Origin of the sequence: Nocardioides pollutisoli (assembly GCF_040045055.1) — a bacterium.
GTDB lineage: Bacteria > Actinomycetota > Actinomycetes > Propionibacteriales > Nocardioidaceae > Nocardioides > Nocardioides tweenelious.
Genome location: NZ_JBDZDU010000001.1, coordinates 138901 through 154993, shown reverse-complemented (window position 1 = coordinate 154993; position 16093 = coordinate 138901). Strand labels below are relative to the sequence as shown.

Annotated in this window: 11 protein-coding genes; 6 read left to right on the top strand and 5 right to left on the bottom strand. The window is 71.0% G+C overall.

Annotation, left to right across the window (positions count from 1 at the left end; all coding sequences use genetic code 11):
- The first annotated feature begins 20 nt into the window (after window positions 1–20).
- Window positions 21–2606, top strand: coding sequence for an alpha-glucan family phosphorylase (gene glgP, locus ABLE68_RS00700; RefSeq protein ID WP_348869140.1), 2586 nt, complete (start codon window positions 21–23; stop codon window positions 2604–2606).
- A 96-nt stretch (window positions 2607–2702) separates the two neighbouring features.
- On the opposite strand, the gene glgX is transcribed toward glgP, so the two are convergent.
- Window positions 2703–4868, bottom strand: coding sequence for a glycogen debranching protein GlgX (gene glgX, locus ABLE68_RS00695; RefSeq protein WP_348869139.1), 2166 nt, complete (start codon window positions 4866–4868; stop codon window positions 2703–2705).
- Between the two features lie 84 nt (window positions 4869–4952).
- Here glgX and ABLE68_RS00690 point away from each other — a divergent pair, with 84 nt between their 5' ends.
- A complete protein-coding gene (locus tag ABLE68_RS00690) occupies window positions 4953–5720 on the top strand; it encodes an enoyl-CoA hydratase/isomerase family protein (RefSeq protein ID WP_425475601.1) in 768 nt (255 codons plus the stop codon).
- A gap of 1 nt (window position 5721) precedes the next feature.
- On the opposite strand, the gene ABLE68_RS00685 is transcribed toward ABLE68_RS00690, so the two are convergent.
- Both ABLE68_RS00685 and ABLE68_RS00680 read right to left on the bottom strand, forming a co-directional pair.
- Window positions 5722–9417, bottom strand: coding sequence for a hypothetical protein (locus ABLE68_RS00685; protein WP_348869137.1), 3696 nt, complete (start codon window positions 9415–9417; stop codon window positions 5722–5724).
- Between the two features lie 58 nt (window positions 9418–9475).
- Entirely contained in the window at window positions 9476–10375 is a 900-nt protein-coding gene (locus tag ABLE68_RS00680; RefSeq protein WP_348869136.1) for a LysR family transcriptional regulator, read from the bottom strand.
- A 114-nt stretch (window positions 10376–10489) separates the two neighbouring features.
- Between ABLE68_RS00680 and ABLE68_RS00675 the strand changes: the two genes are divergently transcribed.
- The 3 genes from ABLE68_RS00675 (at window position 10490) to ABLE68_RS00665 (ending at window position 12713) form a co-directional block, all read left to right on the top strand.
- Window positions 10490–10819 carry a hypothetical protein gene (locus ABLE68_RS00675; protein ID WP_348869135.1) on the top strand — a complete coding sequence of 110 codons (330 nt, stop codon included), beginning with the start codon at window positions 10490–10492 and terminating at the stop codon, window positions 10817–10819.
- 150 nt (window positions 10820–10969) lie between these two features.
- Window positions 10970–11749: an electron transfer flavoprotein subunit beta/FixA family protein gene (locus ABLE68_RS00670; protein WP_348869134.1), complete on the top strand. Its 780-nt coding sequence runs from the start codon at window positions 10970–10972 to the stop codon at window positions 11747–11749.
- A 10-nt stretch (window positions 11750–11759) separates the two neighbouring features.
- A complete protein-coding gene (locus ABLE68_RS00665) occupies window positions 11760–12713 on the top strand; it encodes an electron transfer flavoprotein subunit alpha/FixB family protein (RefSeq protein WP_348869133.1) in 954 nt (317 codons plus the stop codon).
- Between the two features lie 56 nt (window positions 12714–12769).
- Here ABLE68_RS00665 and ABLE68_RS00660 read toward each other — a convergent pair whose 3' ends face one another.
- The gene (locus tag ABLE68_RS00660) at window positions 12770–13165 is read right to left on the bottom strand and encodes a DNA polymerase ligase N-terminal domain-containing protein (RefSeq protein ID WP_348873216.1); all 396 of its coding nucleotides are present in this window, start codon (window positions 13163–13165) and stop codon (window positions 12770–12772) included.
- A 25-nt stretch (window positions 13166–13190) separates the two neighbouring features.
- Complete coding sequence (locus ABLE68_RS00655; RefSeq protein ID WP_348869132.1) at window positions 13191–14897, bottom strand: lysyl oxidase family protein; 1707 nt, start codon at window positions 14895–14897, stop codon at window positions 13191–13193.
- On the opposite strand from ABLE68_RS00655, the gene ABLE68_RS00650 reads away from it, so the two are divergent.
- Window positions 14841–16091: a glutamate-5-semialdehyde dehydrogenase gene (locus ABLE68_RS00650; RefSeq protein ID WP_348869131.1), complete on the top strand. Its 1251-nt coding sequence runs from the start codon at window positions 14841–14843 to the stop codon at window positions 16089–16091. The genes ABLE68_RS00655 and ABLE68_RS00650 overlap by 57 nt on opposite strands.
- The last annotated feature ends 2 nt before the right edge of the window (window positions 16092–16093 follow it).

The following is a 16093-nucleotide window of genomic DNA, read 5'->3' as shown; positions in this document are numbered from 1 at the left end:
ATTCGCGCTACCGTCCGTCCGTGCGTGCCATTCGTCGTTTCACCGTCCGTCCCGTGCTGCCCGCCGCGCTCACCGCGCTGGGCGATCTCGCAGGCAACCTGCGCTGGTCGTGGCACCCCGAGACCCAGGACGTCTTCGAGGCCGTCGACGCGCCGCTGTGGGAGTCGACCGGGCGTGACCCGGTCAAGCTGCTCGGCGCCGTCGGCCGGGCCCGGCTGGAGCAGCTCGCGGCCGACTCGTCGTTCCTCGACCGTCTCGCCGGCGCGCGCGCCGATCTCGAGTCCTATCTGACCGGCGACCGCTGGTACCAGCGTCGCCTCGCGGCCGGCGACGCCGGTCCGGCGGCGATCGGCTACTTCTCTCCGGAGTTCGGCATCACCGCCGTGCTCCCGCAGTACTCCGGCGGGCTCGGCATCCTGGCCGGGGACCACCTCAAGGCCGCCAGCGACCTCGGTGTCCCCATCGTCGGCGTCGGCCTCCTCTACAAGCACGGCTACTTCAAGCAGTCGCTGTCCCGTGAGGGCTGGCAGCAGGAGACCTACCCCGTCCTCGACCCCGACGGTCTGCCGATCTCGCTGCTGCGCGAGGAGAACGGCGAGCGCGCGACGATCACCATCGCGATGCCCGACGGCCCCGACCTGCTGGCCCGGATCTGGGTCGCCAGCGTCGGCCGGGTGCCGCTGCTGATGCTCGACACCGACGTCGAGGGCAACCCCGACCACTACCGCGACGTGACCGACCGCCTGTACGGCGGCAACAGCGAGCACCGGCTGCGCCAGGAGCTGCTCCTCGGCGTCGGCGGCGTCCGCGCGCTGCGCGTCTTCTCGCGGATCACCGGCCACGCAGCGCCCGAGGTGTTCCACACCAACGAGGGCCACGCCGGCTTCCTCGGCCTGGAGCGGATCCGCGAGCTGACCGTGGCCGAGGGTGGCCCGAAGCTCGACTTCGACACCGCGCTCGAGGTCGGCCGCGCGTCGACCGTCTTCACCACCCACACGCCGGTCCCGGCCGGCATCGACCGCTTCCCGCGATCCCTGGTCGAGCAGTACTTCAGCGAGGCCGGCGCGACCCCCGGCGTACCCGTCGAGCGGATCCTGCCGCTCGGTAGCGAGGACTACGAGGGCGGCGACCCGTCGGTCTTCAACATGGCGGTGATGGGCTTCCGGCTCGCCCAGCGCGCCAACGGCGTCTCCCAGCTGCACGGTCACGTCAGCCGCGAGATGTTCCAGGGCCTGTGGCCGGCCTTCGACGAGGCCGAGGTCCCGATCGGCTCGATCACCAACGGCGTGCACGCGCCCACCTGGGTCGCCCGCGAGGTGATCGCCCTGGCCGCGCGCGAGGGCGCCGACCCGGACGGCGACGACACCGAGGCCTTCTGGGCCGCGGTCGACAAGATCCCCTCGGTCGACATCTGGTCGACCAAGCGCGACCTTCGCGAGCGGCTCGTCATCGACGCCCGCAAGCGGCTGGCGAAGTCGTGCGAGAAGCGCGGCATGGCCAAGGCCGAGCTCGGCTGGACCGAGACCGCCCTCGACCCCGACGTGCTCACCATCGGGTTCGCCCGCCGCGCCGCGTCGTACAAGCGACTGACGCTGATGCTGCGCGACCCCGAGCGGCTCAAGCGCCTGCTGCTCCACCCCGAGCGCCCGATCCAGCTGGTGATGGCCGGCAAGGCCCACCCCGCCGACGACGGCGGCAAGAAGCTGATCCAGGCGATCGTCCAGCTGGCCGACGACCCGGAGCTGCGCCACCGGATCGCCTACCTGCCCAACTACGACATCGCGATGGCGCAGCCGCTCTACCCCGGCTGCGACGTCTGGCTCAACAACCCGCTGCGTCCCTACGAGGCGTGCGGCACCTCTGGCATGAAGGCCGCGCTGAACGGTGGGCTCAACCTGTCGATCCTCGACGGCTGGTGGGACGAGTGGTACGACGGCGAGAACGGCTGGGCGATCCCGTCCGCCGACGGTGTCGTCGACCCCGACCACCGCGACGACCTCGAGGCCACGGCGCTGTACGACCTGATCGAGAACGAGGTCGCGCCGCGCTTCTACGACGTCGATGCCGAGGGTGTCCCGACCCGCTGGCTCGAGATGACGCGCCACACGCTGAAGTCGCTCGGCCCCAAGGTGCTCGCCACCCGGATGGTCAGCGACTACGTGCGCCAGCTCTACACGCCCGCCGCGACGACGGCCCGCGAGCTCAACTCCGACTACGCCGGGGCTGTCGAGCTCGCCGCCTGGAAGAAGAAGGTCCGGTCGGGCTGGTCCGCCGTACGCGTCGAGCACGTCGAGAGCAGCGGCGTCGGTGACGCCCCCGAGGTCGGCGACGCGATGAGCGTCCGCGCGTTCGTGGCGCTGGGCGACCTGTCGCCGAGCGACGTCGAGGTGCAGCTGGTCCACGGCCGGAGCAACGGCGAGGACGAGCTGACCGAGACCACGGTCGAGCCGCTCCACGTCGCCGAGTCCTACGAGGCCGGGCGGCACCGCTTCGACGGCGAGCTGGTCCTCGACCAGTCCGGCGCCTTCGGTTACACCGTCCGCGTGATCCCGCGCAACGACCTGCTGGCCTCGCCCGCCGAGCTCGGCATCGTCGCCCTGCCCTAAAGGTTGAGTCGAGACTTCCGTCGGTCGAATCGAGAGTTTCGTCAGTCGAGCCGTACGAAACTCTCGATTGAACTGACGGAAGTCTCGATTCGACCGTCAGGCCTCGCGGAGGACGACGACCGTACGACGGCCGATGGCGAGCCGGTCGCCGGCGCGCACCTGGGTCCCGACGGGCAGCCGGAAGTCGGTGGAGAGCACGACCTCGCCCTTCTGCACCCAGTCGTTCTCGGGCAGCGTGATGGTGGCGGGCAGCCAGCCGGCGTTGAACCAGAGGATGAAGGACTTGTCGACCTGCTGCTCGCCGTGCCGGCCGGGCGCGCGGAGCGGGGCGCCGGACACGAACATGCCGATCGTGCGCAGGTCCGGGTCGTGCCAGTCGTCGGCGGTCATCTCGCGACCCGACGGGTGCAGCCAGGCGAGGTCCTTCGGACCGCCGCGGATGGTCGGCCGGCCCTCGAACCAGTGCCGCTGCCGCAGCGCGGGGTGCTCGCGTCGCAGCCGCAGCGCGGCCTTGGTGATCTCGTAGACGTCGAGCCAGGCGTCGTCGGGACTCCAGTCGACCCACGAGATCTCGTTGTCCTGGCAGTAGGCGTTGTTGTTGCCGCGCTGGGTGCGACCGCGCTCGTCGCCGGCGGTGATCATCGGGACGCCGTTGGACAGGCACAGGGTGGCCATCATGTTCGCCACCTGGCGACGTCGTACGGCGACCAGTGACTCGTCGGTGGTCTCGCCCTCGTGCCCGAGGTTCCACGACCGGTTGTTGTCGGTGCCGTCCCGGTTGTCCTCGCCGTTCGCCTCGTTGTGCTTCTGCTCGTAGGACACCAGGTCGCGCACGGTGAAGCCGTCGTGCGCGGTCACGAAGTTGATCGAGTTGTACGCCGATCTCCCGTCGTCGGCGTACAGGTCCGACGACCCGGCGAGCCGGGTGGCGACGGTGCTGTTGCCCGACGAGTGGTTGCGCCAGAAGTCGCGGATCTCGTCGCGGTACTGGTCGTTCCACTCCACCCACGGGGGCGGCATCCCTCCGACGAGGTAGCCGTCCATCGACGCGTCCCACGGCTCGGCGATCAGCTTCACGTGGCGCAGCACCGGGTCCTGGCCGATCGCGACGAGCAGCCGGCAGTTCATGTCGATGTCGTAGCCGGTGCGGGTCAGCGCCGACATCAGGTCGAAGCGGAAGCCGTCGACGTGCATCTCGGTCACCCAGTAGCGCAGCGAGTCGAGGATCAACCGCAGCGCGAGCGGGTCGTTGGAGTCGACGGTGTTGCCGCAGCCGGTGACGTCCCAGTAGGTGTCGTCGAAGACGCTGATACCGGTGTCCTTGTCGGTCGTCGGCAGCACCCGCTTGTAGAACCCGCGGTCGTCGAGGCCGCGGAACGAGATCGTCGGCCCGAGCGCCCCGCCCTCGGCGGTGTGGTTGTAGACCACGTCGAGGATGACCTCGATGCCGGCAGCGTGCAGCGACTTGACCATCTGCTTGAACTCGGTGACCTGCTGACCCCGGTCGCCCGACGAGCTGTACGAGGCGTCGGGGGAGAAGTAGCTGATCGTGTTGTAGCCCCAGTAGTTCACCAGCCCCCGCTCGAGCAGCGCCGGCTCCGAGAAGAACTGGTGGATCGGCAGCAGCTCGACGGCAGTGACGCCGAGGTCGCGGAGGTACTCGACCACCGCGGGGCTCCCGAGCCCGGCGTACGTCCCGCGCAGCTCCTCGGGCACCCGGTCGTGCAGCTGGGTGAAGCCCTTGACGTGCAGCTCGTAGATCACCGTGTCGCGCCAGCGGCGCCGCATCGGCACCTCGCCGTCCCAGTCGAAGGCCGGGTCGACCACGACGCTGCGTGCGTTGTACGGCGCGGAGTCCTGCTCGTCGCGCAGCTCGGGCGAGCCGATCTGGTAGCCGAACATCGCCGGCTCGGGGCGCATCGTGCCGGCGGTGGCCTGGGCGTAGGGGTCGAGCAGCAGCTTGTGGGGGTTGAAGCGGTAGCCGCGGGACGGCTCCCACGGTCCGTCCACGCGGTAGCCGTAGCGGGTGCCGGGGGCGATGCCGGGCAACGCGCCGTGCCAGATGCCGAGCGAGCGCTCGGTGAGCTGGTGGCGGGTCTCGACCCCCTCGTCGTCGAAGACGCAGATCCAGCAGGCCGTGGCGTTGGGGGAGTAGACCGCGAAGTTCGTCGACTCGGGCGACCAGGTCGAGCCCAACGGCCAGTTGCGCCCGGGCCAGACCTTGGCCTGCTGTCCGAGATGGGTCCAGATGCCAGGGCTCACGTGGGCATTGTCCCTGATGCTGGCACCATGCCGAGGGAGAAGCGTCCGCAACAGAGAGGTGGCACAGCAGCGATGGGTGAGTTCGTGAGGCTCGAGGTGGCCGACGGCGTCGGCACCATCCGGCTCGACCGGCCGAAGATGAACGCGCTGAACGTCCAGGTGCAGGAGGAGATCCGCGCCGCCGCCACGGAGGCCACCGAGCGCGACGACGTCAAGGCCGTGGTCGTGTACGGCGGCGAGCGGGTCTTCGCGGCCGGCGCGGACATCAAGGAGATGGCCGACATGTCCTACACCGACATGGTCAAGCGCTCCGGCCCGCTGCAGTCCGCCCTCGGTGCCGTCGCCCGCATCCCGAAGCCCGTCGTCGCCGCGATCACCGGCTACGCCCTCGGCGGCGGCTGCGAGCTCGCGCTCTGCGCCGACGTCCGGATCGCGGCCGACAACGCCACCCTCGGGCAGCCCGAGATCCTGCTCGGCATCATCCCCGGCGCCGGGGGCACCCAGCGCCTCACGCGCCTGGTCGGGCCGAGCAAGGCGAAGGACATCATCTTCAGCGGCCGGTTCGTCAAGGCGGACGAGGCGCTCGCGATCGGGCTGGTCGACAAGGTCGTCCCGGCCGAGTCGGTCTACGACGAGGCGCTCGCCTGGGCGAAGCAGTTCTCGGGAGCCGCGTCGTACGCCATCCGGGCTGCGAAGGAGAGCATCGACCGCGGGATCGAGGTCGACCTGGAGACCGGCCTCGAGATCGAGCGCCAGCAGTTCGCAGCCCTCTTCGCCACGCAGGACCGCACCATCGGCATGCAGTCGTTCGTCGAGAACGGTCCCGGGAAGGCGGAGTTCGTCGGCGGCTGACTCACAGCCTCCGCTCGACCCGGGTCACCGGGACCAGCGTGCGACGGGTGAACGCGCTGTCGCGACCGACGCTGCCGACCGCCGAGACGCTGACGGTGCCGGCGGTGAACGTGGTGACCCCGCGCAGCACCGTCGACGTGCCGTCGACCACCTGGCGCAGCGTGCGACCGTCGGTGAGCGTGGCGCGGACGACGTACCCGTGCGCCCCCGGCACCGCACGCCAGGTCGCCGCGGTGTCGCCGCCCTTCGGTCGCAGCGTCAGGGCGTTCGGGGCGACCAGCTTCGGTGCTGCCGGCGCCTGGTAGGTGTCGAGCGTGATCGTCTTGTAGGGCACGCCGTTGCGCTCGACCACGGCCGTGACGGTGCGCTTCTCGGCGATGCCGGAGAGCGGCAGGTGGAAGGTGCTCGCGCCGTGGTCGAGCACCCCGAGCTGCCGCGCGCCGAACGCACCCTTCTCCATGAGCACGACCTCGTCGTCGCGGTCGGCGTCGACGTCATAGGTCAGGACCCGCGTGTCGCCGCTGCCCGAGACCTGGCCGGTGACGACCGGGTCGGGGATCGGGGTGCGCAGGTCGACGGTGATGTCGGGGGTGGACGACGTGCACCGGCGTGGGTCGCACTGCGACTCGGGCAGCGCCCGGACCTGCCAGCTGCCGGGGTCGGGCGCGTCGACGGTGACCGTCGTGGTCGCCTCCGTGGCGAACTTGGTGATCGTGGCGCCGGCACCCCGCTGCACGTCGCGGCCGTCGTCGGAGATCACCGTGCCGTCCGGCGCGACCACCTGCAGCTGCGGTGGCCGGCCCGAGCTCGAGTGCACGACGAACGCGGCCTTCGCGGTGCTGGGCGGCATCGTCACGGCCGCGGAGTCGCTGCGCCGTGACAGGTGCACGTTGCTCTGGACGCCGAGATAGCTCTTGAGGTCGCACGAGGCGACGAAGACGTCCCACCCCGAGTCGTAGAGGTAGACGATGCCGCCGAGGTCGAAGCACGCCCCGAAGCCCTTCGACGAGACCCCGCCCTGGACGTTGCCGCAGATGTCCCCGAGCACGAAGCCGGCGCAGATGTGCGCCCGGCCGATCAGGTCGAACGCGAACGAGGGGGCGAAGACCACCGTGCCGTCCACGCCGACGTCGACGGTGAAGTTGGCGTAGGAGAAGTGCGCCTCGCCGCCCATGCTCACCGCGGCGTAGTCGCTGCCGACCCGGAGGTCGACGTAGCCCGAGCCGAGACGGAGGTAGTCGGAGAGCGAGACCGTGCCCGTCGTACGCAGCCAGACCAGGTCGGACGGTGCGACGAAGCTGGTGTCGCAGCCGGCGCCGGTCTGGCCGCCGTCCAGCACCCCGAAGGCCACGCAGCCGTCGACCTTGAGGAAGCCGTCCTTCGGGACCGAGCCGCCCACCTTGCCGACGATGACGAACGGGTCGCCCGTGGCGCTCGCGGCCAGGCACTTCAGCCCGGCGAACGGCGCTCCGGCCGGTCCGAGGGGCAGCTCGCTGGCGAGCTCGAGCTGGGCGCCGCCGAAGTCGAAGCCGCCGTCCGCGCCGAGCTGCAGCCCCGACGGGCCGTCGATGTCACGGCACAGGGAGCTGGGGTCGCCGCTGGGAGGCGGGACGTACGGCGCGTCGATGGTGCCGATGTCGGGGATCTCCAGCACGAGCCCGGCGATCCAGCCGCCGGTGAGCTTGTGCGCGAGCAGCCCCTGCTTGATCTGGAAGCCGCCGACCTCGAGCCCGGCGAGGTCGATCGAGAAGTCGGTGTCAGGCGCCGCGGCGCCCAGCATCGCGGTGGCCTCCGCTCGGCGCTCCGCCCGGGCCCTCGCCTGCGCGGGCGGCGTCCACGGTTGGTAGCCGTCGAGGACGACCGGTGGCGTCGCGCCCTTCAGCGGGGCGGGCAGCGAGGTGCTGACCTTCAGCAACGCGTGCGCCCCGCCGGGCTGGAGGAACGCCTGCGTCGAGGTGACGTCGAGGCCCTCGAACGCCTGGTTGGCGGTGCTCCGGGCGGGCAGGGCGGCGACCGTCGCGCCCAGCTGCGGGTCGTACGCCGGGACCGGGATCTCGAGCGCCGTGGTCAGCGGGGTCGCGGCCCGGCCGGCGCCTCCGACGTTGCCCTCGGCCGAGCGGTAGTAGCCGACGAAGCCCGTGGGTGAGGTGATCGTGCCCTGCTCGGGGTCGACGAGCACGTCGTCGCCGACCAGCGTCACGCCGGTCACGGGGTTGCCGAGCCGCACGTAGTAGCCCAGCTCGGGCCGGTAGACCTTGTGCCCGTCGAGCGAGGTCTCCGGGATGAAGCAGGGGGTGCCGAGCAGGTCGCCGCTGCCGTCGCCGAGTGCCGAGCCCTCGTAGACAGGTGTGGCGCTGATCCCGTGCAGGTCGAGCGAGTGGCACGCGGCCTCGGTGACGGTGACCTTCGCGGACTTGGTGGCGGTGAACCAGCGCACCTTGAGCGCCGACCCCTCCTTCTTCTGGCCGCCGAAGTAGGGGACCTTGGTGGTCATCGTGATCGTGTAGGTGCCCGAGTCCACGTAGGTGTGCTCGAAGACGAAGCCCTTCGACGAGTCCTGGCCGCTGTTGGGGATGACCAGCTTCTTCCCGTCCCCGAAGTCGAAGGACTGCGTGCGTGAGCCGATGGGCTGGCAGCCCTGCTTCCCGCGCCGGTACGACGGGGTCGCGCGGCCGACCACACCGGACCCGCCGGGGGTGGCCACCGTGTCAAGGTTGCCGACGATCGCGTCCGGCGGGGGATAGGCGAGGTTCTTGAGCTCGGTGATCTTCGTCTGCTTGACCTCGATCTCGTCGTCGGCCATCGGGTAGCAGCCCTTCACCCCGGGGGTCGTGTCCCGCACCTGGATCGGGGCGCCCTGGAGACCGGAGTCGAAGACGCCGATCGCCGCACACGTGCCGAGCTGGATCATCAGCAGGGCTGGCGGGTTGTCGCAGTCGACGGTCTTGCCGCCGGTCGGGTCGGGTCCGCCGATCTTCGGGGTGTTCGGGCGCATGGTGATGACGCGGGACAGGTTGGTCAGGGAGCCGTTCTCGGAGATCGGCTTCACGTGCACCGAGATCACCCGGTCGGCGTTCTTCTTGCCCGCGGGCATGGTCACGGTCAGGGTCGGGTCGGCGGTGACCTGGTAGCCCGTGCCCTTCGAGTCGAGGGCGAGCTGGACCGCGCTCGCGACCCCCTTCGGAGCATCGATCGCCGTGGTGGTGCGCTGGGTGGGCACTCCCTCGACGTCCCAGGCGTAGGCGACGAACCGCTCGGAGTCGGAGCGGCTCAGCACCCGGAACGTCACCTGTTGTCCCGGCCGTGGGTCCTGCGGGGTGGCGATCAGGCCCGACGTCGTCGGCCGGACGACCTTCACGGGCAGCTGTGCGGTCGCGGACGTCCGGAGACCGACCGCACGCACCGCCACCTTCGACATCGACGGCCGCGCCGCGAGCACCAGCTCAGGGGTGGCGCCGGTGCTGGTCTCGAAGCTCCCGTCGCCGTCGGTGTCCCAGGCGTACGCCGCGTCGCTCGGACCACCCGCGACGATCAGGTGCAGGCGTGCACCGATGACGGCCCGGGTCGGCCCCACCAACCCCAGCTGCGGCTCGGCCGCGGCCGCCACCGGGGCGTCGACGCCGGGTGGTGCCGTGACACCGACGACGGTGAGGGTGCTGGTGACGACAGCGGCGACGGCGAGCAGGCGGACGATCACCTCGCCCATCCAAGGTCACCGGACGAGGGCCGGAAAGCGTCGTTCCGTGAACGGGTGATCAGTCTCGGTGATCACCGAGCCAGCCGGAGCTGCGCCCGGTGTCCGAGGCCAGGTCGAGCACCCGCCGGAGCAACGGCCGGTCGTCGTGGCGGCGCCACACCAGCGACGTCGGGAGCCCGGTCGTGGGCTGGACCAACGGGCGCCACCGCACCCCGGGAGGCAGGACGGGCAGCTCCGGGACGCACAGCAGCCCGGCGCCGGACCGCACCCCCTCGACCGCCTCCGGGACGGTCCCGCAGGGCGACATGGTGGGGGCGACCCCCGCCTCCGCGAGCAGACCGCGGACGAACGCGTTGTACTCCGGGTGCTCGTCCTCGGACCCCACGAGCAGGGTCACGTCGCCCAGGTCGCACCAGCGCACCTGCTCCGCGCCGGCGAGCGGGTGGTGCTCGCCGACCACCACCCCCATCGGCTCGCGCCGGAGCAGCCGCGCGGCCAGGCCCGGTCCGGGGTCGCCGTCGAGGAGCGCCAGCCCCAGGTCGAGGTCGCCGTTGCGCAGCATCTCCCGCTGGCGGGGCAGCCCGCCCACGACGGTGGCGACCTCGAGGTGTGGCAGCTCGGCCCGGACCGACTCGAGGACCGTGGGCATCGTGTCCATGGTGGCGTCGCCGACGCAGACGACCAGCCGGTCGCTCGTGCGGGCCGCCCGGCGGGCGACCTCACGGGCCCGCTCGGCCGCCTCGAGGGTGCGCCGCGCCTCGCTGACGAACGCCGCCCCGGCCTGGGTCAGCGCGACGTGGTGGGTCGACCGGTCGAAGAGGGGTACGCCGAGCTCGCGCTCGAGCCGCTTGAGCTGCTGGCTCAGCCCCGACTGTGCGATCGCCAGCCGCTCGGAGGCTCGACGGAAGCTGAGCTCGTCGGCCAGCGTCACGACGTACTCCAGCTGACGCAGCTCCATGGCGGCATTGTGCGTGCTCGCGGCCTCGCGCGTCGCCAAGACCGGTGATGTGCGAAGGTTTGCCGCCGCCGTGCCACCGGGCATGACGGGTGCGTGGAGACAGAGGAGCGGGACGTGGCAGACCGACGATCGACGAGGCGCCGCGGTGCGGCGATCCGGCTGCGGCTGGCCCAGGTCGTGTGGATCGCAGCCGTGGTCTGCGCACTCTTCCTCGCGGTCGGCGCCCTGCTCATCGCGCTGGACGCCAACACCGGCAACGCGCTGGTGAAGTTCGTCCTCGACGGGGCCGACGTCGTCGACCTCGACGTCTTCTCGCGCGACAACGGGATCTTCAAGTTCGACGGCAGCGACGCCGCGACCAAGAACGCCCTCGCCAACTGGGGCCTCGGGGCGGTCGCCTACCTGGTCGTCGGCCGGATCCTGGAGCGGATCATCCGGCCCTGACCGACCGTGACAGCGCTGCTGTGACAAAGCCAACCCCGGAGCGAGTTTCGGCACGCCCTACGCGACGGTAGCCTCACGAGCACATCCGAGTGCATCAGGACATCAGGAGGGGCCGGTTCCGGCCACACCACCATGAACATTGTCGTCTGTGTGAAGTACGTTCCCGACGCCACTGCTGACCGGCAGTTCGAGTCGGACAACACCGTGGACCGCGTCGGCGTCGACGGTCTGCTGTCGGAGCTTGACGAGTACGGCGTCGAGCAGTCGCTGCAGATCAAGGAGAAGGCCGGCGACGACACCACCGTGACCGCGCTCTGCGTGGGTCCGGAGAAGGCTGTCGACGCGGTGCGCAAGGCGCTGCAGATGGGTGCCGACCAGGGCGTCCACGTGCTCGACGACGCCATCGCCGGCTCCGACGCCATCGCGACGTCGCTGGTGCTCGCCAAGGCCATCGAGAAGCTGGGTGCCGAGAAGAAGGTCGACCTCGTGGTCGGCGGTCTGGCCTCGACCGACGCCGGCATGAGCGTCGTCCCGGCGATGCTCGCCGAGCGCCTCGGCCTGCCCCAGGTCACGCTGGCCTCGGTCGTCGAGTTCCAGGGCGACCAGGTCCGGATCAAGCGCGACGGCGACACGGCCACCGAGGTCATCGGCGGCACGATGCCGCTGGTCCTGTCGGTGACTGACCAGTCGGGCGAGGCCCGCTACCCGTCGTTCAAGGGCATCATGGCCGCCAAGAAGAAGCAGCTCGACGTGTGGTCGCTCAGCGACATCGGCGTCGACGCGAGCGAGGTCGGCGCGGGTGCCGCGTGGACCGAGGTCGAGGAGACCACGGCCCGCCCGCCGCGCACCGCCGGCGAGATCGTCAAGGACGAGGACGGCTCGGGCGCCACGGCGCTGACCGACTTCCTCGCCTCCAAGAAGTTCATCTGAGGAGCGTCTGATGTCTGAAGTTCTGGTTGTCGTCGACCACGTCGACGGCGCAGTCAAGAAGCCGACGTACGAGCTGCTCACCCTCGCCAAGCGTCTCGGTGAGCCGTCCGCCGTCTACATCGGTCCGGCCGACAAGGCCGCCGAGGTGGCCGAGAAGGTCAAGGCGTACGGCGCCGAGAAGGTCTACACGATCGACGACGCCCCGCTGAAGGGCTACCTCGTGGCCCCCAAGGCCGAAGCGCTGCAGCAGCTCGCCGAGAAGGCGTCGCCGGCCGCGATCCTGATCCCGTCGTCCGCCGAGGGCAAGGAGATCGCCGGTCGTCTCGCGATCAAGCTCGAGTCGGGCCTGATCACCGACGCCGTCGACGTGCAGGAGGGTCCGGTCACCACGCAGAGCGTGTTCGCCGGCAACTTCACCGTCCAGGCCAAGGTCACCAAGGGCACCCCGATCATCACGGTCAAGCCCAACTCCGCGGCTCCGGAGGAGTCCGCGGGCGCGGGTGCCGTCGAGGAGTTCACCCCGACCATCTCCGACGGTGCGAAGACCGCCCAGATCGTGGCCTCGCAGCCGCGCCAGGCGACCGGTCGTCCCGAGCTCACCGAGGCCGCGATCGTGGTCTCCGGTGGTCGTGGCACCGGCGGCAACTTCGAGCCGATCGAGGCCCTGGCCGACGCCCTCGGCGCGGCCGTGGGTGCCTCGCGCGCCGCGGTCGACTCGGGCTGGATGCCGCACACCTTCCAGGTCGGCCAGACCGGCAAGACGGTCTCGCCGCAGCTCTACGTCGCCAACGGCATCTCCGGTGCGATCCAGCACCGCGCCGGCATGCAGACCTCGAAGACCATCGTGGCCGTCAACAAGGACGAAGAGGCCCCGATGTTCGAGCTGGTCGACTTCGGTGTCGTGGGTGACCTCCACACGGTCCTCCCGGCCGCGACCGAGCAGATCAACGCCCGCAAGGGCTGACCCGCTTCACCGAGTCGGCGCAGTGTCAGCCTGACACTGCGCCGACTCGGCTCATTTCAGGGGTCGGTGACCTTGACCAGCAGCCAGTTGCGGTCGTCGCCGCCCATCCGGGTCTGCTGCAGCGTGTAGGCGCCCTGCAGCCGGTCGCCGTGGAGCACCACCTTGAGGTGGCCGGCCGCGAGCGCGTCGGCGACCGACACGGGCTCACCGTCCCGCTCGGTGAGGTTCTCGAACGTCCCGGAGTCCCAGATGACGACCGAGCCGCGACCCTCGACGTCGTTCTCGTACGACGCGTGCTCCAGCTCGTGGTCGTCGACACGGACGGCCAGCCGCTTCTGCCGCGGGTCGGCGGACGGACCCTTCGGGACGGCCCAGGACGCCAAGACCCCGTCGACCTCCAGGCGGAGGTCGAAGTGGATGTTGGTCGCGTGGTGGCGCTGGACGACGAAGATCGATGCCCTCGGGTCCGGGGCCGGGTCAGCCGGTGCCGCCGTACCCCTCCTCCGTGATGATCCCGACCTGCGGCACGGTCACGGTGCGCACACCCTTCTTCGTGCTGAGGCGGATCTTGCGGAGCGCGGTGTTGTTGTCCGTCGACTCCTCGACGAGGTTGCCCTCCGGGTTGGCGACGACGGCGAGGTAGTAGGTGCCGTCGGGGAGGGTGCGGATCGGGATCGACTGGCCCGCGCGGTACTGCGTGTAGGTGTCGCCCCAGCCGGCGGCGAGCACCTCCCGGATGCTCAGCGCTGAGTAGTCACCGCACGAGGTCGCGAGGTTGGTGTTCTCGGGCCGCCACGCGGCGTCGGGGACGGTGAGGTCGACGGCGTCGGTGTTGGCGAGGCAGAACGCCTCCTTGTGGGAGACCGCGATCGGCTGCTTGTCGTGGTCGAGCAGCGAGTAGCGGGCGAAGTCCTCGAAGTGCCAGTGCTGGTGCGAGGGCTTGGGGTCCCAGTGCATGTGGCCGACCGGCTGGTAGCCGGTCTGCGTGCCGTCGGCGTCGAAGAAGTACTGGTAGGCGTCCATCTCGTCCTTGCCGTCCCGCCGGAAGCCGTCGACGACCAGCGGGCTGTCGCCGGCGTTCCACACGGTCGCCGAGAAGCGCAGCTGGGTGCCGTTCTTGTTCAGCGAGATGCCCCACGCGGGCAGGGAGCGGAGGTCCGGCTCAGGGCCGTCCGCGGGCGGCTCGACGGCGCCCTGAGGCGGGTGGGAGACGGGCCGGGCCTGTCGGTCGACCGGGTGCGGTGGCTTCGGGCCGCCGGGGCCGCCGGGCTCGACCTCCTGGTCGGTCACGGTCAGGACCGTCGAGACCGAGGCCTCGTCGGGCGTGAGGCCGAAGGCGGCGGCGTACCTCGGGCTGATCGACGTCACGACGTCGTACTTGCCGACACCGAGCTTGAACGGCTTGCCCTGGCTGAGCACCGGACTGGCCCAGCCCTGCTGGACGCCCTGGACCGAGCCGAGGCTGAACGGGTTGTACCAGCAGCCGACCGGGTAGGGCGACGTCGCGGGCGCGCTCGGTCGGACCCGCTCGGAGTAGCCGTTGAGGCAGGCGTCGCGCTTCACGACGAGCGGGTCGCCGCCGCCCTTGCGGGGCGTGACCGTGATCGTCAGGAAGTTCGAGATCCCGGCGAAGTTCTCCATCGAGTCCGGGGGGAGCGCCACGTCGCCGGAGGCGGAGCGCCAGCTGCTCTGGATCCCCTCGTCGTACGACGGGCGGTGCGACCAGACCTCGAGCGGCCCGGTCTCGGCGACGAGGCGGAGGCCGAAGTCGGTCCAGGTCCGGTTGCGGTACTCGTAGGACGTGACCTTCTTGGGCGTCCAGAGGGAGAACGGAGCGGCGTCGTCTGCCGCCCGGTGGACCGGCTGGTCGGCGTGCGCCGGGACCTGCCCGGAGACCATGGCGAGCGCCGAGACGCCGAGCGCCAGGGCAGAGGTGAGCCCGACGGCACGAGAGGTGGAGCGGAGCAACGGAGGTCCTTCCCCGATGGCAGCGAGCTGCGTGAGCTTGTCGAGCGTACGACGCCCGCGGACCCGGTTTGGTTGCATGATCACCGCAGGGGGTGACTCCTTGTCCGGAAGCGCCTGCTGCGCGGCGCCGGACAAGGAGACACCCCCTAGGCTCGCCGCATGGACACGCAGCAGGAGGTCGTCGCGGTCGCCGAGCGCGCCCGGGAGGCCAGTCACGGCCTGGCCCTGGCGACCCGCGCCCAGAAGGACCAGGCCCTCCAGGCGATGGCCGACGCGCTGCTCGAGCGCGAGGACGAGGTGCTCGCCGCCAACGCCGAGGACGTCGCCCGCGCCGAGTCCGGTGGCACCCCGCCGAACATCGTCGACCGGCTCCGGCTCACGCCCGACCGCCTGGCCGGGATGGCCCAGGGGCTCCGCGACGTCGCAGGTCTGCCCGACCCGGTCGGCGAGGTGGTGCGAGGCAGCACGCTCGCCAACGGCCTCGAGCTGCGCCAGGTCCGCGTGCCCTTCGGTGTCGTCGGGATGATCTACGAGGCCCGCCCCAACGTCACGGCCGACGCGGCCGGCATCTGCCTGAAGTCCGGCAACGCCGTGCTCCTGCGCGGCTCCTCGAGCGCCCGGTCGAGCAACGCCGCGATCGTCGGCGTGCTCCGCGACGCGGTCTCCTCCGCCGGCCTCGACGCCGATGTCGTCCAGCTGGTCCCCGGCGACAGCCACGACAGCGTGAAGGCCCTGATGCGCGCCCGCGGCCACGTCGACGTGCTGATCCCCCGTGGGGGAGCGGGTCTGATCCGGTCGGTCGTCGAGGAGTCGACGGTGCCGGTGATCGAGACCGGCGTCGGCAACTGCCACGTCTACGTCGACGCCGCCGCCGACCTCGACAAGGCGCTCGCGATCGTCCTCAACTCCAAGACCCACCGCACCAGCGTCTGCAACGCGGCCGAGTCGCTGCTGGTCCACGCCGACGTGGCCGATGCCTTCCTGCCCCGGGTGGTCACGGCGCTGCAGGAGGCCGGGGTCGCGATCCACGGGGACCTCGCGTTCGCGGCGTACGACGGGGTGGTGGCCGCCACGGACGAGGACTTCGCGCAGGAGTACCTCTCCCTCGACATCTCCGCGGCCGTCGTACCCGACCTCGACGCGGCGATCAGCCACATCCGGCGCTTCTCCAGCCAGCACACCGAGGCGATCGTGACCGAGGACCTCGCTGCTGCGCGCGCGTTCACGGCCGCCGTGGACTCCGCCGCGGTGCTCGTCAACGCGTCGACGCGCTTCACCGACGGGGGAGAGTTCGGCTTCGGCGCCGAGATCGGGATCAGCACCCAGAAGCTGCACGCTCGCGGCCCGATGGGCCTGCCCGAGATGACCTCGACGAAGTACGTCGTCACCGGCGACGGACACGTCCGCTGACA